The organism is Bradyrhizobium sp. LB13.1, assembly GCF_054056815.1.
Genome location: NZ_JBSRYQ010000001.1, coordinates 6,320,519 through 6,343,472 on the forward strand (window position 1 = coordinate 6,320,519; position 22,954 = coordinate 6,343,472).

Genomic DNA, 22,954 nt, shown 5'->3' on the forward strand with positions numbered 1-22,954 from the left:
GATGGCCAGCTTCTTTACGACACGCCTGTTCTTCATCTCGCTCGCGCTCGTCATCATCGCGGCGACGCTGCCGCTCTACGTCTCCGGCTACGTGCTCGGGCTGCTCACCGTCGCGTTCTATTTCGGCGTGTTCGCGATGGCCTGGGACCTGCTGTTCGGCTTCGCCGGCGAGGTCAATTTCGGGCCGACCTTCCTGATCGGCGTCGGCGCCTACACCGCCGGCATCCTGAACGCCCAGTTCGGCTGGTCGGTTTATCTCTGCATCGTGCTCGGCGCACTCGCCTCCGTGATCGCCGGCCTCGTGCTGGCGCTACCGGCACTTCGGGTGCGCGGACCGTATTTCGGCCTGACCACGCTGGTCGCGGTGCTGATGCTGCAGAACTTCATCGTGGTGTTTGCCGATCTCACCGGCGGCGAGATCGGCCTGACCATCCCGGATGTAATCACCATCAGCGCCGGCGCCAACTACTGGATCGCGCTTGGCTTCATGACGATTTCGGCCGCGATCCTCTACGGCCTGTCGCAATCGCCGGTCGGGCTGGTGCTGCAAGCGAGCGGTCAGGACCCGGTGCAGGCCGGCGCGCTCGGCTTCAACATCGTCAAGCACAAGCTTGCCGCCTTCATCGTCAGCGCGTTCTTCTCAGGGTTGTCAGGCGCGTTGCTGGTGTTCTACTTCGGCACCGCCTCGGTCGGCACCGTGGTCGACGTCGCTGTCGGCGTCAACGTCATCGTCTCGGCCGTGCTCGGCGGCCGGCGCACGGTGCTTGGCGCGGCGCTGGGCGCGATCTTCCTGATCGTCGCCGGCGAATTCCTCAGGCCGACCGGCGAGCTCGCGACCTTCATCGTCTCGGCGGTCGCGCTTCTCGTCGTGCTGTTCTTCCCCGGCGGCTTCCTCGGAGCGGCTCTCTCGCGTGAGGCGCGCTCGTGATGGATATGAAGACTTCAAACCGGGCCGTACTGGAAGTCCGTGGCCTGACCAAGCGCTTCGGCGGATTGACGGCGGTGAAGAACCTCGGCTTCGAGGTCAATAGCGGCGAGATTTTTGGCCTCATCGGGCCGAACGGCTCGGGCAAGTCGACCGCGATGAAGAGCGTGATGGGCATCGAGCGCCCGACCGCCGGCGAAGTGATCTTCGAAGGCGAGAACGTCGCCGGCCTTCCCGCGCACAAGATCGCGCGCAAGGGCTTTGGCATGGTGTTCCAGCACTCGCGGCCGCTGAACCGGCAGACGGTGCTGGAGAACATCATGGTGGCGCTGCTGCCGGACAGCCTGTTCATGCTGTTCCCGGACAAGGCGCTGGTCGAGCGCGCCAAATGGATTGCCGACCGCGTCGGTTTGGGCGCCGTCATGAATCGCCGCCCGCCGACGCTGCCCTTTGCCGACCTGCGCCGGCTCGAGCTTGCGAAAGCGATCGCGCGTGATCCGAAGGTGGTGCTGGTTGACGAACCCTTCGCTGGCCTGACGCGCGGCGAGGTCGACGTCTTCTCCGACCTGATCCGCAGTTTTCGCGACGAAGGCCGCGCGGTGATGCTGGTCGACCACAACGTCAAGAGCGTCGCGGCCCTGGTCGACCGCGTGCTCGCGATGTATCTCGGCGAGGAGATCGTCACCGGCAAAGGCCGAGGACGTCATGAAGAACGAGACCGTGCGCCGGGTCTATCTCGGCGGCGCTATCGAGACCCACGCGCGGCCCGAGACCAGCTTCAAGGACAAGGTGCCGCTGCTCCAGGTCGAGAATGTCAGCGTGTTCTATGGCAAGGCGCAGGCGCTGGAGAACGTCTCGATCCACGTCCACGAGGGCGAATTCGTCTCGATCGTCGGTCTCAACGGCGCCGGCAAGACCACGCTGTTCAACACCATCTCCGGCTTCCTGCCTTATAGCGGCGAGATCGTGCGCGGAGGCGAGAAGCTGCGCGGCACGACGCCGGCCAAGATCGCGCGCAGCGGTCTTGTGCAGTGCCCGGAATCGCGAGAATTGTTCGGCGAGATGAGTGTTCGGGAAAACCTCGATCTCGGCGGTCAACATCTGACCGACGACAAGCGCGCGACGCAGCTCGCCTGGCTGTTCGAGCTGTTCCCGATCCTGAAGGAACGCCAGGGCCAAATGGCTCAGACGCTCTCCGGCGGCGAGCAGCAGATGCTCGCGATCGGCCGCGCGCTGATGATGCAGCCGCAGATCCTGATCCTGGACGAGCCAACGCTGGGCCTCGCCCCTGTCATCCTCGAACTCCTGTCCAAGGCGTTAACGAAACTGCGGCAGACGACGTCGATCACGGTGCTGCTCGGCGAGCAGAACGTGACCTTCGCGCTTCCGCATGCCGACCGCGTCTATGTGCTCGAACATGCAAGGATCGTCTGGGAGGGCGATCCCGGCCGCTTCGCCGCGGAGGCTGGCGCCGATTTCCTGTAATTCACGGCACCAACAACAAAACAAGAAGGGAAACGACCATGCGACTATCTACGATTCTCGGCAGCAGCCTCCTCACCTCTGCGCTGGCGCTGTGCCTCGCCGCCCCCGCCTACGCGCAGTCGAATGATCCGATCAAGATCGGCGTCATCGCCGAAGTGCAGTCGATCGCGGGCGCCGCGACGCCCGGCGGCGCGCAGATCGCCGCCGACGAGATCAACGCCAAAGGCGGCATCCTCGGCCGCAAGATCGAGATCGTGACCTACGACAACAAGAGCTCCTCGGCGGACTCGGTGCGCGCCTTCCAGCGTGCCGTGAGCGAGGACAAGGTGTCGGCCGTGATCGCGAGCTATATCAGCGAAGTCGTGCTGGCGCTCGAGCCCTGGGCGGCGCGGCTGAAGATGCCGCTGATCACGCCCGGCGCGGCCTCGAACGAGATCACCAAGGCGATCCACAACGACTACGAGAAGAACAAGTACACCTTCCACGGCTATCTGACCTCGGCGGCGCAAGCCCAGCTCGTCTGCGACGCTGCCAAGGACTTGCTCGTGGACAAGCTCAAGTTCAAGACGGCCGCGATCATGAGCGAGGACGCGGCCTGGACCAAGCCGCTCGACGTTGGCTACGAGGCCTGCCTTCCGAAAGCAGGCCTGAAGGTCGTCGAGCATGTGCGGTTCTCGCCCGACACCACCGACTTCACTCCGATCTTCAACAACATCGAGGGCAAGAAGCCGGACGTGATCGTCACCGGCATCTCTCATGTCGGCGTGCAGCCGACGGTGCAGTGGAAGAACCAGCAAGTGCCGATCCCGATGTTCGGCATCAGCGCGCAGGCGCTGAGCCCGACTTTCTGGAAGGACACCAATGGTGCCGCCGACGGAGTGCCGTCGCTGGCGGTCGCCACGCCCGACGTCGCCGTGACCTCCAAGACAAAGCCGTTCGCGGCGGCGTTCCAGGCCAAGTTCGGCTCGCCGCCGGCCTATACCGGCTACACCGCCTATGACGAGGTCTACTTCATCACGGAGGCGATCAAGCGCGCGGGCTCGACCGATCCCGACAAGATGGTCACCGAGCTCGAAAAGACCGACTACGAGGGCACGATCGGCCGCATCCAGTTCTACGGCAAGGACGACGAGTTCACCCACGGCATCAAGTCCGGTCCCACGACCGTATCCGGTCTGGTCTTCCAGTGGCAGGACAGCAAGCAGATCGTGGTCTGGCCCGAGAAGATCGCGGAGGGCAAGCTGAAGTTTCCGAGCTTCGTGAAGCTGTCGCAGTAACAATTCGGGCTCGGTACCGAGCGCCCCATCACCCTTGCAAGGCCCGTCGCTTCAACTGCGACGGGCCTTCGCTTTGTGCAGAACGCAGCTGGTGCGCTGGCATCGGAGGACCCATCCTGCGATCTTGCCGTTAACCTCCTATGCGCGGCTGGAACAGCCAGATGGACGACCGATCAAGACAACCCGATAGACTGATGCAGGACGACGGCTTCGTTCGTGTGCGAGGCGCGCGTGAGCACAACCTCAGGAACGTCGACGTTCGCATTCCCCGCAACGCCCTCGTCGTGTTCACGGGCGTGTCGGGATCAGGGAAATCCTCGCTCGCCTTTGGAACGATCTATGCCGAGGCGCAGCGTCGATATCTGGAATCGGTGTCGCCTTACGCGCGGCGGCTGTTCCACCAGATGCAAATCCCAGAGGTTGACGACATCGAAGGCCTGCCGCCCGCCGTAGCGCTCCAGCAGCAGCGCGGCGCGCCGACGACGAGGTCGTCTGTCGGCAGCGTGACCACCATCTCGAACCTGCTCAGGATGCTCTACTCCCGTGCCGGCGATTACCCGCGCGGACAACCGATGCTCTATGCGGAATCGTTCTCGCCGAACACGCCGGAAGGAGCCTGCCCGACCTGTCACGGTATCGGCAGGATGCTCGACGTCACCGAAAACTCCATGGTGCCCGACGACACCAGGACCATCCGCGAGCGCGCCGTCGCGGCCTGGCCGAGTGCCTGGCAGGGGCAGAACCTCCGGGACATCCTGACGACGCTCGGTCACGACGTGGACAAGCCCTGGCGTGAGCTGCCCAAAAAGAACCGCGACTGGATCCTGTTCACGGAGGAGCAGCCGACCGTTCCGGTCTATGCCGGTTACACTGCGGCCGAGGTCAAACGAGCCCTTCGCCGCAAGGAGGAGCCGAGCTATCAGGGCACTTTTCACCGGCGCAAAGCGCTACGTGATGCAGACCTATGCCAAGTCGGAGAGTGCGATGATGAAGCGCCGCGTCGCGCAATTCATGATCACCCAGGACTGCCCGACCTGCCACGGCACGCGATTGAAGCCCGAGGCGCTGAAGGTCAAATTCGCCGGCCTCAATATCGCCGAGATGTCGCATCTGCCGCTCAAGCAGCTGCAGGAGGTGATAAAGCCGTTCGCAAGGGCATCGACGGAAGGGGCATCGGAGAAGACCATCGTCGCCAGGCGCATCAGCGAGGATCTGTCGGCGCGACTAGCCGTCCTGCTCGACCTCGGCCTCGGCTATCTCGCTTGCGAGCGCAGCACGCCGACGCTGTCGCCGGGCGAGTTGCAGCGGCTGCGACTTGCGACGCAGGTCCGCTCCAACCTGTTCGGCGTCGTCTACGTGCTCGACGAGCCCTCCGCAGGCTTGCATCCCGCCGACACCGAAGCGCTGCTGCGGGCGCTGGACCGGCTGAAGCACGTGGGCAAATCAATCTTCGTGGTCGAGCACGAGATCGAGGTGATCCGGCATGCCGATTGGCTGGTGGATGTCGGCCCTGACGCCGGCGAAGGCGGCGGGAGCATCCTCTACAGTGGGCCAGCCGGTGGGCTTGGCCAAATCGAACAATCGCGAACCGCTCGTTATCTCACGCATCCACGAAAGCCGCTGCCGACGGTCCGTCGCGCGCCGAAGGGGCATCTGAAAGTCCGGGGGGTGACCCGGAATAATCTTCACAGCCTCAGCGTCGATATCCCACTGGGTGTTCTCACCAGCGTGACCGGCGTGTCGGGCTCCGGCAAATCGAGCCTGATCAGCCAATTCCTCGTCGATGCCGTGGCGGAGCATCTCGGCCATACACGTGGCGCGGAAGCGGACGACGACAGCCTGGCACCTACGGTCGAGACATTGGGCGGCAAGATTGTTGGCGGCCTCGACCAGATCAATTGCCTCGTCGTGGTGGATCAGAAGCCGATCGGGCCGCACGCCGCGATCCAACCTAGCGACCTATACCGGCCTGTTCGACCATGTCCGGAAGCTGTTCGCCGCGACGCCGCAGGCAAAATCCCGCCGCTACGATGCCGGACGCTTCTCCTTCAATGTCGCGAAAGGCCGATGCAGCACCTGCGAGGGCGAAGGATTTGTCTGCGTCGAGCTTCTGTTCCTGCCCAGCGTCTATGCGCCCTGCCCGACCTGCAAGGGCGCGCGCTACAACGACAAGACGCTCGAGGTGAAGATCCGCGGAAAATCCATCGCGGACGTGCTGGCGATGCGCGTCGACGATGCCTTCGAATTCTTCCGCGCAGATCCAACACTGAACCGCTCGCTATCGGTCGTCCGCGAGGTTGGCCTCGGCTATATCCGCCTTGGCCAGTCCGCCACCGAATTGTCCGGCGGCGAAGCCCAGCGCATCAAGCTCGCGACCGAGCTCATGCGGCCGCAACGCGGTCACACGCTCTACGTCCTCGACGAGCCGACCACCGGTCTTCATCCGCAGGATGTCGAGCGGCTGATCGCCCAGCTCGAGCGGATCGTGGAGGCCGGCAACAGCGTGATCGTGGTCGAGCATGACATGGATGTCGTCTCTCACTGCGACTGGATCATCGACCTCGGCCCCGGCGCCGGTGACGAGGGCGGCCGTATCGTGGCATCGGGGACACCGCATCAGATCGCCGAAGCCGGCGGGAAGACCGCAAATTACCTTGCCCGTCGCTTGAAACAGTAGCGCACGATCTCATCGCCACTCATTTCGCAATTGCGTTCTGCGCCGCGGAGGAGGGACCCCGACTTTCGCCATGTTGACTTTCCGCCGTCCCGCTCCCCATACTTCGTAAAAAGATAAGCAAGACCAGTCATCGGACGGTTTTTGAGGGAGGATAGGATGCCGACTTCACGCAGGCAGCTGCTGAAGAGCTCGGCGGCTGCTGCCGCCGCACTCAGCCTCGATTGGACAAGGGCCCAGGCGCAAGCCGAGAATTTGCGCATCGGCCTGATCTACGACCTCACCGGCCCGTTCGCCGCCGGCGGCTCGGTCGCCTCCTCGGTCGGCGCACAGATCGCCATCGACCTCGTCAACGAAAAAGGCGGCATCGGCGGCAAGACCAAGATCGTGCCGGTCGCGGCGGACTCGCAGAGCAAGGCCGATGTCGCGATCAACGAGGCCGAGCGGCTGATCAGCCAGGAAAAGATCGACATCATCAACGGCGTCTATTCCAGCGCGCATGCGGTACCGATGGCGGCAAAGGTCGAGCAGCAGAAGAAGATCCTCTGGATCACGACCGCGGTCTCGACCGCCGTGTTCAAGGACAAGAACCTGCAATATGTCTTTCGCGCGCAGATCCATTCCGACCAATATGGACAGGCCTTTGCCGGCTTCATGAGCGAGCATGCCAAGGCGAAGCTCGGCATGGAGCCAAAGGACGTCAAGATCGCGTTGATCCACGAGGACGGCCCTTACGGTGTTGGCGTCGCCGCCGCAGACGAGGCCTATGCGAAAGAAGCCGGACTTCAGATCGTGCTGAAAGAGGGCTATTCGGCTTCGGCCCCGGATTTGTCGGTGCTGGTCACAAAAATCAAACGCGCCAAGGCCGACGTGATTTCGCATGCCGGCTACAACCCCGACATCACCCTGTTCCTGCGCCAGGCCCGCGAGAGCGGCCTGCGCTTCAAGATGCTGTTCGGCGCGGGCGCCGGCTATAGCCAGCTCGACAAGCTGCGCGCGACTTTCGGCGCAGACATCGACAATTTCTGCAACATCGATCCGGTGCCGGCGCAGCTGCTCGATCCGGCGAAGCTTGCGCCTGGAATCGGCGATCTGACCAAGACCATGGTCTCGCGCTACCAGGCCAAGACCGGCGCGACCGACGTGCCGCCGCACTGCTCGATGGGTTTCAACCAGACCTGGGTGCTGATCAACAACGTGCTGCCGGTCGCCAAGGAGAAATACGGCAGCTTCGAGCCCGAGGCCATTCGCAAAGCCGCGCTCGACGTCGACATTCCCGCCGGCGGCACCATCCAGGGCTATGGCGTGAAATTCTTCCCGCCCGGCACGCCGCTTTCCGGCCAGAACGAACGCTCGACGCCGGTCGTGATGCAGAATGCCGGCGAGCACATCTCGGTGGTGTGGCCGACGAACATCAGGACGCAAGACCCGGTGTTTCCACTGCCGAAGGGATCGACTTACGGGACGTAGGATTGAAGCCGCGCAGACGGTGCGGCCCTCTCCACTTGTGGGAGAGGGTGGCTCGCCGCTCGCCCTACAACACCATCCTTCGCCCCTCCTCCGCCGCCCAATAGCCGGCGTAGTTCACCTTGATCGTCTCATACGCCAGCGCCAGGTCGGACAGCGGCGGCCTTCCGCTCGCGGCGCATTCCATGAAGTCCTGGATTTCCTGGAGATAGCCGCGCGTCCATTCCTCCTCGAGGCAGACATATTGCCAGCCGGTCTTGCGGTCGACTTTTTCGGTGATGTAGACCGAGGCGAGCTTCTCTTCGGAGGTCTGGTAGCTCATCAGATGCGTGTTCGGCGTGATGTTGGCGAACAGCGAGCCGCCTGACGTATAGGTCTCGATCAGATTGCGCACGCCGCCCATGATCATGTCGCCGGAGAACACCGTGGCCTTGGTACCGTCCGAGAAGGTGGCGGTGAGTGTGCCCCAATCCTCGACGTCGACGGGATTGGCCTTGATGTAAGTGCGCTCCTCCGGCTTGAGGTTGGCCGTGACATTGCCGACATCGCCGGTGACGCTGGCGACGCGGATAGTCTCGCCGCGCGCCTTGGCTTCGACCTGCTTGAGATACAGCACGGCGGAGAGCGGATGGCAGCCCATCCGGATCAACGAGCCGCCGCCGGTCATCGCCCATTGCGCGGCATGGGCCGCATGCGAGCCGGAATGACTCTCCTCGCCCTTCATGAACAGGATTTTGTCTTTCGTCGCCCTGATGATCTCCGCGGTCTTGGTCACCGCGGGTGCGTAGATCCAGTCCTCGGCATACATGAAGAGCTTTCCGGTACGTTCGATCGCGGCCCGTGTCGCGTCCATCTCCTCCAGCACGCGCTCGTACATCAGCGCCTTCGGCACATGCTTGCCGATCGGCTGCTCGTCGCCCGCGCGGCCAAAATAACCGGCGAAGGGTTTTTCACAGATCACGTGCTTGCCGGCTTGCATGGCGGCCACGATCATTTCGGCATGCAGATTGGGCGGCGTGCAGATGTCGATGACGTCGAGTTCGCGGTCTGCGATCAGCTCGGTGAAGCTGCGATAGACCCGCGGGATCTGGTGGCGGCCGGCGAATTCGACGACGCGGTCGCCGCGCGCAGCGACCGCCGCGACCTCGACATCCACGCCGTAGACGCGCCGGAACGCATACATATGCAGCTCCGACACGAAGCCGCAGCCGACGAGTCCCACCCTGATCTTTGCCATAGCGTCCCCTTACCCATGCTTTGGGCCGCACTATAGCGCGCCGGCAGGCCTATTCCACCGAGACCCGCACCACGCCGGCGCTCATCATGCCCAGCGCACGAGCGGCGGGAACGGAGAGGTCAACGATACGGCCGCGGATGAACGGGCCGCGATCGTTGACGCGGCACTGAATCGAGCGGCTCCCGTAAGACACCCTCAGCACGCTTCCGAAGGGCCGCGTCCGGTGCGCGCAGGTCAGCTCGCCTTTCCCAGCTTTTCCGTATCCGTAATAGGAGGCAAGCCCGCTCTCGGCGTGGGCAAAGGAAACAGCAGAAAGCGAAAAAGTGGCAAGGCAAGAAAATAGCGTGGTCTGCGCTCGCACGGCACCGCTCCCGGTTGGCCCTGGCCCGCGCAGCAAACGTTTGTTGGTTCCCGTAGGTTCCTGAGCCGCTGCCGGACGACGCCCGGCAGCGCCATCACACATTGTTACCGCTTGTGGAACACGAGCGTCCGGACCTCGATGCTCTCGCGCGGCGCCGCATCCGCCGGCGTGGTCGGATCGACGAAGGCCGTGTGAGGCCCGAAGCGCGTGCGGCCATCGGTTGCGGAATCGTAGCACTTGAGCAGCAGCGCTTCCTCGGCCGTCATCTCGGGGAAATAGAACCAGCGATGGTTCGGATTGTATTTCACCGAATAAGTCTCGCCGCGACGGTTGGGATAGATCAGATCGGAGGCGACGAGATCGTCGGGCGCAACCGTCGTGCCGTCGGCCATCGCCAAGGGTGAATCGCGCAAGGGACCGCGAATCGGCCGCCAGAGGTTGATCACTTGCACGCGTCCCTTCAGCAGCTCTTCGGCTTCGTCGGGCAGATGTTCGCGCACGCGATTGGCGCCGGAGATCGCGGTCTGGTCGACATGGACGCGCGTTGCCGGCTGACGCGGACCGCCGTCGCGAATGTCCGCGGCGCCCTTGACCCGCCTGCGCACGGTATGATCGAAGATGAAGACGCGGTCGGCCTTCAGCGTTGCGCGCAGGAAGGCCTCGACGGCGGGATAGTAGACCGCCCTCACCTCTTCCTCGTTGTTGAAATCCTTCACCAGGGTCGGATGCCGCACCAGCGCAAAGCCTTCGCGATCGAGCGAGATATTTTGCGCGATCAGGCGCGCATCGAAGATCGGAACCTGATGCGGCTCCGGCAACGACGTGCTTTTGGGCTCGCCCGGGGGCGGATCGAAGGCGTACGTGCGCGGTTTGCCCGAAACCGGCGCGAGATAGTTGAGTTCGGCGATGACGAAGGGAAGCGATTCGATCTTTGTTTCTTGCAGGCCCATGGCCGGTCTCCCGATGTGGTCGTCTGGATGATTTTTGAGGGGACCGCGCGTGGCGCAAGGGAGGTGGTGCAAATAGCAATGGGGGTGTTGTCGAGAGCAAGGAATGCAGAAGGAACGTTTCGAAGAAGGCAATCGGATTAGGAGGTGCTCTCTCCGCTTCACGGACACTTGAGAGGCATGTGGGGTTTCGTGCCCCGGACGCAGCGCAGCGCTTCTTCAGCGGTGCGCTGCTGAGCCGGGGCCCATATCGCCGAGCATTTCTGTGCAACACGGGTCCCGGCTCTGCGGAGCAGCGTTGCACGCTGCGCCGCGTCCGGGACACGAGAGCTGTTCCTACAACCCCGCTTTCGCGATCGCATCCGAGAACGAGCGATCCACGATCTCGGTCGCATCCAGCTTCTGCTTGATCAGGCCCCAGCGAAAATAGAGATCGATCGTGCTCTGCTCGTCCGCGACCACGCCGTCGTCGATCGGCGCGATCCTGATCTTTGCGCGTGACAGCCAATTCTGCGGCACGGCGGTCGGGATGTTCATCAGCCTGCCCCAGGTCGCGGCATAGCTCTCGACATTGTTCAGCGACCACGCCCGCGCCGCGGTGAGGCGCCGGATGAAGTCGGTCAGCTCGGCGCGCTTGTCGCGGATGGCATCAGGCCGCGCCACTTGAAAGCTCAGCCCCGGTGTCAGGCCCTCCGAGGTGATGACGCGGCGCGACCTGAACAGCACCTCCTCCTGGCTGACATAAGGCTCCCAGGTCGACCACGCGTCGACGGAGCCTTGCGTGTAGGCGATCTTGGCGTCCGATGGCGCCAGGAAGGCAATCTGCACGTCGGCCGCACTCCAGCCGTTCTTCTCGAGCGCGGCGAGAATCAGTTGATGGCCGATCGAGCCACGGCCGGTTGCGATCTTCTTGCCGCGCAGATCGGCGAAACTCTTGATCGGCGAGTTCTCGGGCACGAGTATGGCGAGACCCTCGCGCGTCTACCGGATCGCGGCAATCGCTTTCACCGGCGCGCCAGAGGCGGCGGCGAAGGTGAAGGGTGCGTCGCCCACGAGCCCGGTCTCGATCGCGCCGGCGCTGAGCGCCTCGAGCAGTGGCGCAGCGGCCGGAAACTCCTTCCATTCGATCTTGTACGGAACGTCCTTCAGCACGCCGGCGGCTTCCATCACCGCCTGCGAATTGCCCTTCTGGTCGCCGACGCGCAAGGTGGTTTGCGCCGCCACCTGCTCGAACGAGCCGAACAGCAGCGCGCCGGCTAGCATGAGGCGGATCATTCCGCCGCCTCGCCGCGAACGGCCTGACGCTTGGCGACCAGCTCGCGCGTCAGCGGAATCAGCTCGCGCCCATACTCGATGGCGTCGATCAGGGGATCGAAGCCGCGGATCAGGAAATGGCTGATGCCGAGGTCGTAATAGTCGCCGAAGACTTCCGCGACCTGCTCCGGCGTACCGACCAGCGCCGTGGTGTTGCTGTTGGCGCCGGTGAGCTTTGCGATCTCCGTCCACAGCCGCTTGTCGATGCGGCTGCCCTGGTCGGCGAGCGAGAGCAGGCGCCGTGCGCCGGCCGTGGCGTGGCCGTCGGCGGGCTTGCGATAGCCGGTCTTGTCCTGGAGCGCGGTGGCGCGCGCAAGAATCTCTTCCGCCTTTTCCCAGGCCTGCTTCTCGGTCGGGGCAATGATCGGCCGCACCGAGAGGCTGAAGCGTGGCGTCGGACGGCCCTGCCTGACGGCTGCGTTGTGAACGCGCGAGGTGACGTCGCGCACCTGCGCATAAGATTCCCCCCACAGCGCGAACGTGTCGGCATGCTTGCCGGCGACGTCGATCGCGGCATCCGAGGCGCCGCCGAAATAGATCCGGATGCCCTCTGGGCGATACGGCTTCACCTGCGAAAACGCGTTCTCGACCTGATAGTGCTTGCCCTTGTAGGTGAAGGGCTTGTCGCTGGTCCATTCCAGTTTGAGGACATCAAGAAATTCCGAGGTGCGCGCGTATCGCTCGTCCTTGTCGTCGAGCGTGTTGCCGTCCTGCCGCAGCTCGGTGGCGTTGCCGCCGGTGATGACGTGGAGCGCGACACGTCCGCGGGAGAACTGGTCGAGCGCTGCGAACTGCCGCGCCAGCAGGGTCGGGGCGGTGAAGCCCGGGCGCTGCGCGATCAGCACGTTGAGGCGGCTGGTCGCACCGAGGACGTGCTGGGCGACCTGAAGCGCATCGGGCGCCGTTGAATGAAACGCCAGCAGCGCGCGGTCGAAGCCGGCATTCTCATGCGCCTTCGCCACCGTCTCGATGTGGGTCGGGTTGAGGATCGGTCCCTCGCGAACGACGGTCTCGGACGAATTGTTGTTGCTGATGAAACCGATGAACTCGATCGACATGATCGTCTCCCTGTTTGTTTTCTGAAAGCTAGAGTCCCAATGCGGCACGGCCGAGGCCGGTGCGCGTGGAATCGTCCTGCGGCGTGTGCACGCGACCGCACAGGACGTCGCGATAGTGCCGCTCCAGCGGATTGGCGCGGGAGAGGCCATGATTTCCGGTGAGCGACAAGGCATCCTCGACCGCGGCGACGGCGTTGTTGGTCACGGTCAGCTTGATGGCGTTGGACTCGGCCGCGCAGAGCGCGATGCCGTCATCGAAATCACCGGCGAAGGATGCGATCAGCCGCGCATTGACCGCGAGCCGCGCCTCGATCGCGCCGAGGATCTCCTGCACGCGCGGCAAGGTCGCAAGCGGCGCGCCGAGGCTGGCCGGCACCCGCTGCTTCAGGAACGCGACCAGCCAGTCGCGCGCAGCCCGCGCCACGCCGTCATAGATCGCGGCGACGAAGATCGTGTGGACGGTCGCCTGCGCGACATCGGGAGCGCGCCAGTCCGCCGGCTTGCGCACATCGATCTCGGCATCGAGAGGAATCACGACGTCGTCGAAGATGACGTCGTGGCTGCCGCTGGCGCGCAGGCCGTGATGATCCCAGGTCTCGAGGATGCGCGTGCCCGGTAGGCCCGCCGGCACCAAAAACTGTCCGACGCGCGGTTCGGCCTCGTCCGTCCGCGCCCACACCAGATACCATTTCAGGATCGGCGAGCCCGTCGAATAGATCTTGTGGCCGGAGAGCCGCCAGCCGGTTTCGGTGCGACGTGCGATGGTCGCGGGCAGTCCGCCGCGCGCAGGCGAGCCCAGTTCGGGCTCGACGCGAAGCGCGTTGACGAGCGCAAGGCCTTCGACGCTCTCGTGCGCAAGCTTGCGCGACAGCCGCGCCGGCCAGGACGGGCTCCGTGCCATCACCAGATGGTTGATGTAGTGCATCGACAGCACCAGCGCGGTCGACGGATCAGCCTTGCCGATGATGCCGAGGACGCGTGCGGCATATTGTGCGCCCGCTCCGGCCCCGCCATGGGCGGCCGGCACCGTCAGCGACAGCAGGCCTGCCTCGGACAGCTCGCGAAAATTCTCGAACGGGAAGCTGCCGGTGCGGTCGTGTTCGGCCGCGCGCGCGGCGAAGGCCCCGGCCAGCGCCTCGGCACGTGCGATGTAGTCGGGCTCGTGATGGGCCGTGCGCCCCTTGGCTATCGAACTCACCATGTGGCGTCCAGTCCCAGCAAGCCAAGAATCTGGCGGCGCAGATCGGCCAGATACGGATCGCCGCGATGGCGCGGATAGGGCCGGTCGACACGGATGTCGGCCTTCACCCGCGCCGGGCGGTCGCTGAACACGATGACGCGGTTGGCGAGCACCAGCGCCTCCTCGGCGTCATGCGTCACCAGCAGCGTGGTAAAACCCTTGCGCTGCCACAACGAGACCAATTCGGCCTGCATGGTGATGCGGGTCAGCGAATCGAGCTTTCCGAGCGGTTCGTCGAGGATGAGGATTTTGGGATCGTTGACCAGCGCGCGGGCCAGCGCGACGCGCTGCGCCATGCCGCCCGAGAGCTGGTGCGGATAGGCATTGCGGAAGGACGATAGCCCCACGAGATCGAGCGCGGCATCGACGCGGTGACGCTGGCTCTTCAAGATGCCCTGCGCCTCCAGCCCCAGCGCGACGTTTTCCCACACCGTGCGCCAGGGAAACAGGGTCGGATCCTGGAACACGACAACGCGCGACGGGTGCGGTCGCGTGATGCGAGCCTCGTCCTCGCGCAGCGTTCCGGACCTGGGCTTGTCGAGGCCTGCGACGAGGCGCAGCAAGGTCGACTTGCCGCAGCCGGAGGGGCCGAGCAGCGCGACGAACTCGCCCGGCTCCACGGAGAGGCTGACGTCGCTGAGCACCGGCAGCTCGGCACCGTCGATGTCGAAGGCGTGGCTGACCTGCTCGATGTCGAGCGCGGCACCGGCGGCCGGGTGAGCGTCGATTTCGGCGAGTGCAGTTGCGGCTACCATTTTACGGTCCCCTTCTGCCAGACCAGCAGGCGATCACGGATCGCGAACAGCAGCGTGATCGCACCGGAGCAGAGCAGCGACATCACGATCAGCGCCGCATACATGTTGGCGTAGGCGGCCCAGCCCTGCGCCCATTGCAGGTACCAGCCGAGGCCGGCCTTGACGCCGATCATCTCGGCGACGACCAATACGGCGAAGGACGAGCCGAGCCCCATGAACAGGCCGACGAAGACGTGCGGGAGTGCCGCGGGGATTGCGACCTTCAACACCAGGAAGGACGGCTTTGCGCCGAGCGTCCGCGCGACGTCGTAATAAGCGTTGCTCACACTCGCGACGCCCGACCAAGTCAGCACGGTGACCGGGAAGCCGGTTGCCAGCGCAATCAGAAAGGTCGAGGCGCTCCAGCTCGACGGGAAGGTGAAGAAGGCGATCGGCAGCCAGGCGGTCGCCGGCAGCGGGCCGATGAAGCGCAGCACCGGATGCACCCAATAGCCGACGGCGCGCGACCAACCGATCGAGACGCCGGTCAGGAAGCCGATTGTTGCGCCGATCAGATAGCCGCCGAGCTGGAGCTTGACCGAGGCGAGCACGCTGTCGAGCAGTTTTGGCAGATCGTCGGTATAGACCTCGATGATCGACTGTGGCGGCGGGAAGAACGGCAATGGCAGCCAGGCGAATTTCGAGGTCGCGACTTCCCACAGGGTCATGAAAACGCCGAGCACGACGAGCCACGGCGCACGCTGGCGCAAGGCCCGGCCGGCCGAGCCAAGATAGTCGGCGGCGACGGTCCCGAACAGCGCGACGGCCGCGATGACAAAGGCGGCAATACCGAGCGAATGGGTTCGCGACCAATCGGCGACGTCCTCCCACCACAGGCAGGACAGGCCGAAGGCGATCCACGCCACGCTGGCGAGAATGCCAACGCCGGATTCACGGACCCAACTCGCAAGCAGCGGCGCGCGCGAGAGACGCGGCGCGCCGGAAGCAACGCCGTCAGACAGCGAATACGTCGACATAGATGCGCTCCGCGAATTTGGCCGTATCGGTACTCTGTTTGAAGACCTGCACGCTCTTGAGATCGTCGGCATAGGCCTTGAGTTCGCGCTTCAGTACTTCGCCGACGGGATGATGGTGGTGAGTGTGGTAACGCACCATGCCTTCGATATCGGCGAGCGACGCCGTCTTGGGCGCGTAGGGCTGGAACGATTTTGCCGCCACTGTCGGGTTCTGCGAGGTGAACATGGCGGCGTCGAGCAGCGCCTGCGTGATGGCGCGCGCGATCTGCGGCTCCTCGCGCACCAGACTGCCGCGCAAGCCGACGATGCAGCAGCTCTTGTCGCGGTATTCGCCGTCGAGATTGGAGGCGACTTCCTTGTACTGGCTGTCCTTGAGCCAGAGATAGCCGAGTGGGTCGGACGACAGGAACGCCTGCACCTCGCCTTTCTCGACGGCGACGTTGAGGAGGTTGCCGGGATAGGCGCGCCAGTCGACGTCCTTGTTGGGATCGATGCCGAGCTTGGCGAGCTGGATCGAAAAGAAGTTCTTGTCGGGGCCGCCGAGATCGCCGACCGCGACGATCTTGCCCTTGAGATCGGCCAGCTTGCTCACGTTGGAGTCGGCGCGCGTCAGCACGCGCATGCAGCCGCCATGGGTGCCGGCGGCGATCTTGACGTCAAAGCCCTGCTCCAGCGGCTTCAGCCAGCGCAGCGCCATGCCGAGACCGGCATCGCTCTTTCCCGTTGCGATCGCCTCTAGCAGCTGGTCGGTCGATCCGGAATAGTTGACGAGCTCGACGTCGAGATTCTGCGTCTGGAAGAAACCGTGCTCGATGGCGACCGGCAGCGGTGCAAGGCAGACCGCGCCGGCATTCCACGACAGCTTCAATTTGCGCGGCGCACCGGCGAGCGCGGGCGCATCTGACGCCGTCCGGCACAGCGGAAATTCCGAGAAGTCGACGCCGGACGCAATCCCGCGCGGCACAAAAGCCTGTGCCGCACCGAGGGCGCCGAGCGGCGCGGCGAATGCCGCCGCGAGCCCCGCCTTGAGCAGGTGACGCCGGTCGAGCCTCGATCCGCCGTGCTTGATGTCGTCGTTCATCCGTCCCCACTCCTGCGCTGGCACGGCTCCGCCATCTGCACAACAGTTTGCGTTGCGCCTGTTCCGTGCGGAGCTGCGTTGAGAGAAAATCTTTTCGCCGGCGCCTGCTGCGCCTCGTTGATGCGATGCGCAAATCATGCGGCGTGCTCGCCGCATCGTCAATGAAATGGATTTTCGAATGTGGCGCGAAGCGAAGTCATTCTCTCCATCGGCGCGTCCGGGACGATGAAAGGATTTCTTCCGATGCATCGGTTGGCAGCGTGCTGGCCTACTCCCTCTCTTGCTTCATTCTTGCGCAGCATCAGTGGCGCACACCGCACGTTCTCGAAAGCAGCGCCTCGCTAAAACGTCCTTGCCCATCGCGCGCGCAATACGGTTAGCCATTTCATTGACTGCGCATCGCGCGACCATAGACTTGATCGTCTCGCTGGATCGTTCGCTCACGCGTCGTGAGCAAAGCACCAAGACAGGCAACATGAGCATCAACTCCCTCCATCATTCCGTCACCCGCCGGCTCGCCGCATCGCTGCTTGCTGCCGCCATCACCCTGTCGACGGCCGCGACGTCATTCGCAGCCGACGCAATCGTGCTGCGCGTCGGCGACCAGAAGGGCGGCAATCGCTCGCTGATCGAGATCTCTGGCTACGCGAAGGATCTGCCTTACAAGATCGCATGGTCGGAATTCCCCGCGGCTGCGCCGATCCTGGAGGCGCTCAACGCCGGCGCACTCGACGTCGGCTACACCGGCGACCTCTCGTTCCTTTCCGTCTACGCGGCCGGCGCGCCGATCAAGGCGATCGGCGGCACAAGGTCGGATGCGAAGACACAAGCCATTCTCGTACGCCAGGATTCGCCGATCAAATCGGCCGCCGACCTCAAGGGAAAACGCCTTGCCGGCACGCGCGGCGGCTGGGCCAGTTCCTGATCGACGCCACGCTGGAGAAGGCGCAGATCAAGCTGGAGGACGCGACTTTCGCGCCGCTCGGCCCGGTCGACTCCAAGATCGCGTTGGTCGCGGGCTCGATCGATGCCTGGGCAGTGTGGGAGCCCTACGTCTCGTTCGCGACGCTCAAGGACAAGGCCCGCGTGATCGCCGATGGTGAGGGCCTGACGCCGACCATCACCTTTATCGTCGCCTCTGACAGCGCCATCACTAGCAAGCGCGCGGCGGTGCAGGACCTCGTGCAGCGGCTGAACAAGGCGCGGCTGTGGTCGCTGGATCATCTCGGCGAATATGCCAAGAGCACGGCCGAACTAACCAAGCTGCCGGAGGACGTGCTGCTCTCGGCCTACACCGCGCAGCGCACCAGCCCGATCGTGATCGACGAGAACGTCGTGAAGGAGGTGCAGGAAGCCTCCGACCGCTCGACGCGCTACGGCATCCTGCCGAAGAAGCTCGACGTCAGCAAAGCCGTCGACCGCAGCTTCACCACTGCGGCCGCAGGATCGAACTAGGAGGCGGCGGGATGCGAAGGCTTCGCCTCAAGGCTGGCCCACTGCATCTCGCCGCGATCGTGCTCGCGCATTTCGCTTGCATGGGCCTGATCGTGTGGCTGTCACTTTAGACGCCGGCCAACGTCGCCGCTCGCTGGCCGGGCCTTAAGGAAAAGATCAGGACAACATAAGGAGCCCATAAGGACTTACGAGACGCCACTGGCCTAGCATCGACACTGTGATCTCGTCGGTAGCAGGATGCCTCATCCCACGGCTTGTCCAGGCAACCGCAGCTCGTTCTCCGATTGCCGATCCCGACTGGACGGGCTTACAGTGGAACTCGCCCTGCGGCCGTCGACGCTTGCAATGGGAAGGCGACCTTCGGGCTGGGAGATCAGCGCCATGTCAGCCGGTCAGTATCTTCGTTACGATCCGTCCGTCGAACAAATCCGGCCGGAGGAAGCGGAGGCCGTCGAGGCGATCGTTGCCTCGATCTCGCGAACGAGCGCCCGCACTTTTCACAACGACAAGCATGGGACCCGGCAGCAGCACGCCAAGGGCGCCGGCTATCTCCGCGGCGAGCTGATCGTCTACGACGATTTGCCGGATCATCTGCGCCAGGGCCTGTTCAAACAGGCTGGCCACTTCCCGATCATCGTCCGCCTCTCCACCGCATTCAACAGGAGCGATCGCGTACGTTCGCCGCGGGGGTTTGCCATCAAGGTCTTGGGCGCGACTGGGCTTAAGGCGCTCGGCGACGACGACTCGACGAACCAGGATCTCCTGCTCGTCAATCACCCCAGCTATTTCGCGGATGCGATGGCCTATATGCGCGCACAGCACAAGGTCGAGCGCAGCCTGATCCTGCCGGATCTGGCGTATGGACCCATAGGCTTTGTCGCGCGCATCCTGGTCGCCGCATCGGACAGAACAGGCATTCCGATCCCGATAGTCTTGAAAGCGCTTGGTGATGCCGGCAGCAACATTCTTGGAGAAACCTTTCACACAGAGGGAGCACTGCGGTTTGGCGACTATATCGCAAGGCTTCGCCTGGTGCCGATCTCGGCCTCGGTCCGCCGGCTCACCGGCCAGCCCTGCCACGATGCCGATAATGCCGTGCTGAACACTGTCGTTGCATTCTTCAAGGACAATGCGGCCGAGTACGAACTATTTGCCCAGCTCTGCACCGACCTGGAGCAAACGCCGATCGAAGATGCCTCGATCGACTGGCCCGAAGACGTCGCGCCGCCGCAAGCACTCGGCAAGATCACGCTTCCGCGCCAGACCGCCGACAGCCCCGCGCGTCGCGTCTATTCCGACGAGGTGCTTTCGTTCGATCCATGGCGATGTCTCGCGGCGCATCAGCCGCTCGGTTCGATCATGCGATTGCGCAGGGATGCCTACCGTGCCTCCCGCACGCTGCGGCAGCAGCAAAATCAACACACGGTCAAGCAACAGCCCGGAGAACCGCGACAGATCGCGGACCTGCCGGATTGAGCCGATCACCGTTCCGCACTATCGAGCCGGGTGTCCCGGCCTGCGTCGAAAAAGGAGGCCGATCGCAGCGGATCGCCGGGATCAAGCGTCTCTGCCAGCGATCCGATCACCTGGCCGGAGCGGTCCCGCCACTTGGCAGCCCTTTGCGTTTGTCCAAGGCCCGCATAAAGCGCTGCGGTCGTGCGATAAACCCGCCAGGTGGCATGCGGCAACCTGGCATGGCGGACGATCGAAATTGCCGTCGACAAATGTTCGCCGGCGAGTTGCACATCCTGCTTCAGGATCGCAATTCTTGCCATGACCTCGTGGCACAGCGCGAGAAACGGGCGGTCGGGTGCCGCGCTCGTCACCTCATGAAACTGGCTGGCCGAACTCTGGGCGCGATCCAGATCGCCGATCGCGATCCAATAGTCGCAGCAAGTCAGCAGATAGTGGGGGATGACCAGCGACTCCATCGGCACGCGATCGACCTCCATTCGCCGCTCCATCGCATCGAGATGCTGCCGCGCCCGAGTCAGGTCGCCCATCCTGACATAAGCACGCGCCAGCAGGTTCCTGCCAACGAAGAAGGTGAACGGATTGGCCTCGATCATCGGGCCGAGCGCATCCTCCGCACGCCGTGACCCGCTCCCATATTCCTCGGCCTCGGAATACAGCCATCCGATCGCGAGATGACACAGCGCGACGGCCTGCGGATTTGCATTTCGTTCCGAGATGGCCAACGCGGAGACGACGTTTCGTTGCGCCTGCCCCCATTCACCGTGATAAATCTGGGCAAACGCCTCGACCGTTTCATAGAGTACGAACAGATAGACGTCACCGACCAGGCGGGCGAGCTCCTTGCCCCTGGTCGTCGCATCGCAGCAGGCCGGATAATTCGCGCGCAAGAACTCCAGCACCATCTCCATCGAGCAGCGTCGCAGCCGCATGCTCAGATCCTGTTCTCCGGTGATCAGTGCTGACGCATGCTCGGCAAGGTCCGCATTCTCGCGATCCCAGCCGCGGAGCATCAGCTTCAAATTGGCAACGTTCCCCTGGACCAGAGCGCTGAACGCGGCGTCGTCGATCGCCCGGCTCTTTACAAGAGCCTGTTCCGCAACAGGCAGGCTCTGGCGTCGATCGACGTAAAGACAAAATCTGCTGAGGTCGACCAGTGCGTTCACCTCTTCGCGCACGTGTCCGTTCTCCGCCGCGTGCGCGACGACTGCGCTGAGATCCTGCAGGGAATTCAGGAAATCTCCACTGGCCCGCCAGGCCCAGGCGCGCTGAAGCAACAACTTCAGACGTGCTGTCACCCGAAACTCCGGCGGCAAATGCGGCACCAGTTCCAAAGCGCGGGAGAGGTAATTGGCGGCCTCGCGTGTGCTGAACCTTCGCGCCGAGCCCTCGGCGGCCGCGCCCAGATAATGCATCGCTTTCGGGAAATCGCGGCCCAGTTCGAAGTGGCGCGCGAGAACGGCGGCAATCTCCGCAGCCTGCGGCCCATAGCCCTGCTCGAGCCCCGCCCCAAGTAGCGCATGGGTTTTCGTGCGGCGCGCCGGCGCGAGCCGCTGGTACAGGATCTCCTGGTAGAGCGTGTGCTGGAACGCATAGCGACCGGAGACACCTCCGCTCGGCCACTCAGTCATGCCGGCAACGACGATAATGCGATCAGTCCGCGCCAGATCCTCGCACATCTCCTCGACATCCAGCACGGGACGGTCCAGCGCACCGGCGATATGGAGCGCAGAAAACTCCGCTCCCGCCGCACTGGCGACCTCGAGCAAGCTGCGCTCGTCCACGGTGAGGTGATCAATCTGCTGCTTGATCATTCCTTCCAGATCGCGCGGCATGCTGTCATGCGAGGCCGCGTCTTCGCTGACCAGCCGCCAGCCCAATTCGTGCTCGACAAGCGCGCCTTGCGCCACGAGATGATCGAGGAGAGACGACACGAACAGAGGATGCCCGCCGGTTCTCGCGAAGATGCGCTCGACCAGCTCTCTGGCAAAATCGGCCGAGTTGAAGCGCAGGGAAAGATAACGTTCGACGTCGATGCCGGTTAGTCGATCGAGCGCGAGCTCGGTGGCGTGTCCGTGAATCCGCAAGTCCTGGTGAACGGCACGGATAGGATGTCCGCCGACGGCGACTTCCATCGGCCGATAGGTGGCCAGCACGAGGATAGCCGCCCTCCGATCCCGGCGCGCAAGCCGGGAGAGCACATCCACGGTGGCAACGTCGCTCCAATGCAGATCTTCCAGGATGATCACCCATGGTCGCCTGACGGCGAGGTGTTCCATGAGATCGGCAAATTCGCGCAGCATGCGCTCCCGGGTTGCGCCAAAGACTTCATGCTGGAATGCGGCCCGGTCTGCTTCGCCGAGGAATCCGGGCATTTGCGCGAGCCAGGTCGGCGCGTGCTCGCGTATGGAAGTCAGCAGCGATGCTCCATCGGTTCGACGGCAGCACTCGTTCAGCGCTCCGATCAGCGGAAGAAAGGCCTCATGAGTGCCGAACAACTCGTTGCAGCTACAGTGCAGCACGCCCAGTCCCTGCTGGTTCATCCTGTCGAGCGTCATTTGCAAGAGGGTGGTTTTTCCGATCCCGGCTTCGCCGGTGATGAAGACGATCTGACGCTGTCCGGTACGAGCGAGTTGCAACGCCTTGTCCAGCGTCTCGAGTGCGCCAGTGCGGCCCACCCTCCAGTGCCGGCGTCGATCGACGACCTGCTCCGTGACGGAAGCCGCCTCCTCTTCGGCTGGCCGCTCGATCGCAGGCAATTCGGCGGTCGCGACCGGCGCAATGAAGCGATAGCCGCGCCGCGTGACCGTCTCGATGTAGTTGGGGGACTGCCTGTCGTCGCCGAGCACCGAGCGCAGCGTGTTCACGGCAACGGCGAGGCTCGACTCGCTGACGTGCAGATCGGACCAGACCGCGTCGAGCAACTCTTCCTTGGTGACGAGCTCACCGGGCCGACCGACAAGATAGCAAAGAACCTCGAACGGCTTCGGCGCCAGCGCGATCCGCTCCCCGCCTCGCCACAATAGCGCGTTGGCCCGGTCGAGGCGGAATTCACCAAAGGCAAGCGCGTCTCTACGCACGGCTCCAACCCCCGGATGCTCCCCGATCTTAAGGGAAAGCTCAGCCAAATGTAAGGGCGCGCTAAAGACCTGCGCCCTGCGCCGGCACTAGCATTGGCCTGTCCACTTC

13 protein-coding genes and 4 pseudogenes are annotated in these 22,954 nt (G+C 64.1%); 7 read left to right on the forward strand and 10 right to left on the reverse strand.

The genetic code is table 11. The features are described from left to right. Window position 1 precedes the first annotated feature (1 nt). The 5 genes and pseudogenes from ACVWYI_RS30620 (at window position 2) to ACVWYI_RS30640 (ending at window position 7,831) form a co-directional block, all read left to right on the forward strand. On the forward strand, window positions 2-928 hold the full coding sequence (locus tag ACVWYI_RS30620; RefSeq protein WP_456664024.1) for a branched-chain amino acid ABC transporter permease: 927 nt from the start codon (window positions 2-4) through the stop codon (window positions 926-928). After that, a pseudogene (locus tag ACVWYI_RS30625) lies at window positions 928-2,410 on the forward strand (ATP-binding cassette domain-containing protein). The gene ACVWYI_RS30620 and the pseudogene ACVWYI_RS30625 overlap by 1 nt, the downstream one beginning before the upstream one ends. A gap of 38 nt (window positions 2,411-2,448) precedes the next feature. Further along, a complete protein-coding gene (locus ACVWYI_RS30630) occupies window positions 2,449-3,687 on the forward strand; it encodes an ABC transporter substrate-binding protein (protein WP_247341481.1) in 1,239 nt (412 codons plus the stop codon). Between the two features lie 161 nt (window positions 3,688-3,848). Beyond that, window positions 3,849-6,364, forward strand: a pseudogene (uvrA, locus tag ACVWYI_RS30635) (excinuclease ABC subunit UvrA). Between the two features lie 156 nt (window positions 6,365-6,520). Beyond that, window positions 6,521-7,831, forward strand: a complete 1,311-nt coding sequence (locus ACVWYI_RS30640; RefSeq protein ID WP_456648944.1) for an ABC transporter substrate-binding protein — start codon at window positions 6,521-6,523, stop codon at window positions 7,829-7,831. Window positions 7,832-7,895: 64 nt separating this feature from the next. On the opposite strand, the gene ACVWYI_RS30645 is transcribed toward ACVWYI_RS30640, so the two are convergent. The 9 genes and pseudogenes from ACVWYI_RS30645 to ACVWYI_RS30685 all read right to left on the reverse strand — a co-directional run bounded on the left by ACVWYI_RS30645 (window position 7,896) and on the right by ACVWYI_RS30685 (window position 16,837). Further along, window positions 7,896-9,065, reverse strand: coding sequence for a Gfo/Idh/MocA family protein (locus tag ACVWYI_RS30645; RefSeq protein ID WP_456664025.1), 1,170 nt, complete (start codon window positions 9,063-9,065; stop codon window positions 7,896-7,898). Between the two features lie 49 nt (window positions 9,066-9,114). Further along, window positions 9,115-9,426 carry a septal ring lytic transglycosylase RlpA family protein gene (locus tag ACVWYI_RS30650; protein ID WP_247341471.1) on the reverse strand — a complete coding sequence of 104 codons (312 nt, stop codon included), beginning with the start codon at window positions 9,424-9,426 and terminating at the stop codon, window positions 9,115-9,117. Window positions 9,427-9,530: 104 nt separating this feature from the next. Further along, entirely contained in the window at window positions 9,531-10,376 is an 846-nt protein-coding gene (locus ACVWYI_RS30655) for a CmcJ/NvfI family oxidoreductase (protein ID WP_456664026.1), read from the reverse strand. 333 nt (window positions 10,377-10,709) lie between these two features. After that, a pseudogene (locus ACVWYI_RS30660) lies at window positions 10,710-11,648 on the reverse strand (ABC transporter substrate-binding protein). Next, window positions 11,645-12,745, reverse strand: coding sequence for an LLM class flavin-dependent oxidoreductase (locus ACVWYI_RS30665; protein WP_247341464.1), 1,101 nt, complete (start codon window positions 12,743-12,745; stop codon window positions 11,645-11,647). The pseudogene ACVWYI_RS30660 and the gene ACVWYI_RS30665 overlap by 4 nt, the downstream one beginning before the upstream one ends. Before the next feature lie 28 nt (window positions 12,746-12,773). Continuing rightward, window positions 12,774-13,946, reverse strand: a complete 1,173-nt coding sequence (locus ACVWYI_RS30670) for an acyl-CoA dehydrogenase family protein (protein ID WP_456664027.1) — start codon at window positions 13,944-13,946, stop codon at window positions 12,774-12,776. After that, complete coding sequence (locus ACVWYI_RS30675; protein ID WP_456664028.1) at window positions 13,940-14,740, reverse strand: ABC transporter ATP-binding protein; 801 nt, start codon at window positions 14,738-14,740, stop codon at window positions 13,940-13,942. The genes ACVWYI_RS30670 and ACVWYI_RS30675 overlap by 7 nt, the downstream gene beginning before the upstream one ends. After that, window positions 14,734-15,756 carry an ABC transporter permease gene (locus tag ACVWYI_RS30680; RefSeq protein WP_456664029.1) on the reverse strand — a complete coding sequence of 341 codons (1,023 nt, stop codon included), beginning with the start codon at window positions 15,754-15,756 and terminating at the stop codon, window positions 14,734-14,736. Before ACVWYI_RS30680 ends, ACVWYI_RS30675 begins: the two co-directional genes overlap by 7 nt. Further along, a complete protein-coding gene (locus ACVWYI_RS30685; protein ID WP_456664030.1) occupies window positions 15,734-16,837 on the reverse strand; it encodes an ABC transporter substrate-binding protein in 1,104 nt (367 codons plus the stop codon). The genes ACVWYI_RS30680 and ACVWYI_RS30685 overlap by 23 nt, the downstream gene beginning before the upstream one ends. A 475-nt stretch (window positions 16,838-17,312) precedes the next feature. Here ACVWYI_RS30685 and ACVWYI_RS30690 point away from each other — a divergent pair. Next, window positions 17,313-18,292, forward strand: a pseudogene (locus ACVWYI_RS30690) (ABC transporter substrate-binding protein). A gap of 381 nt (window positions 18,293-18,673) precedes the next feature. After that, window positions 18,674-19,768 carry a catalase family protein gene (locus ACVWYI_RS30695; protein WP_247341450.1) on the forward strand — a complete coding sequence of 365 codons (1,095 nt, stop codon included), beginning with the start codon at window positions 18,674-18,676 and terminating at the stop codon, window positions 19,766-19,768. Window positions 19,769-19,773: 5 nt separating this feature from the next. Here ACVWYI_RS30695 and ACVWYI_RS30700 read toward each other — a convergent pair whose 3' ends face one another. Continuing rightward, complete coding sequence (locus ACVWYI_RS30700; RefSeq protein ID WP_456664031.1) at window positions 19,774-22,845, reverse strand: ATP-binding protein; 3,072 nt, start codon at window positions 22,843-22,845, stop codon at window positions 19,774-19,776. Window positions 22,846-22,954: the final 109 nt, after the last annotated feature.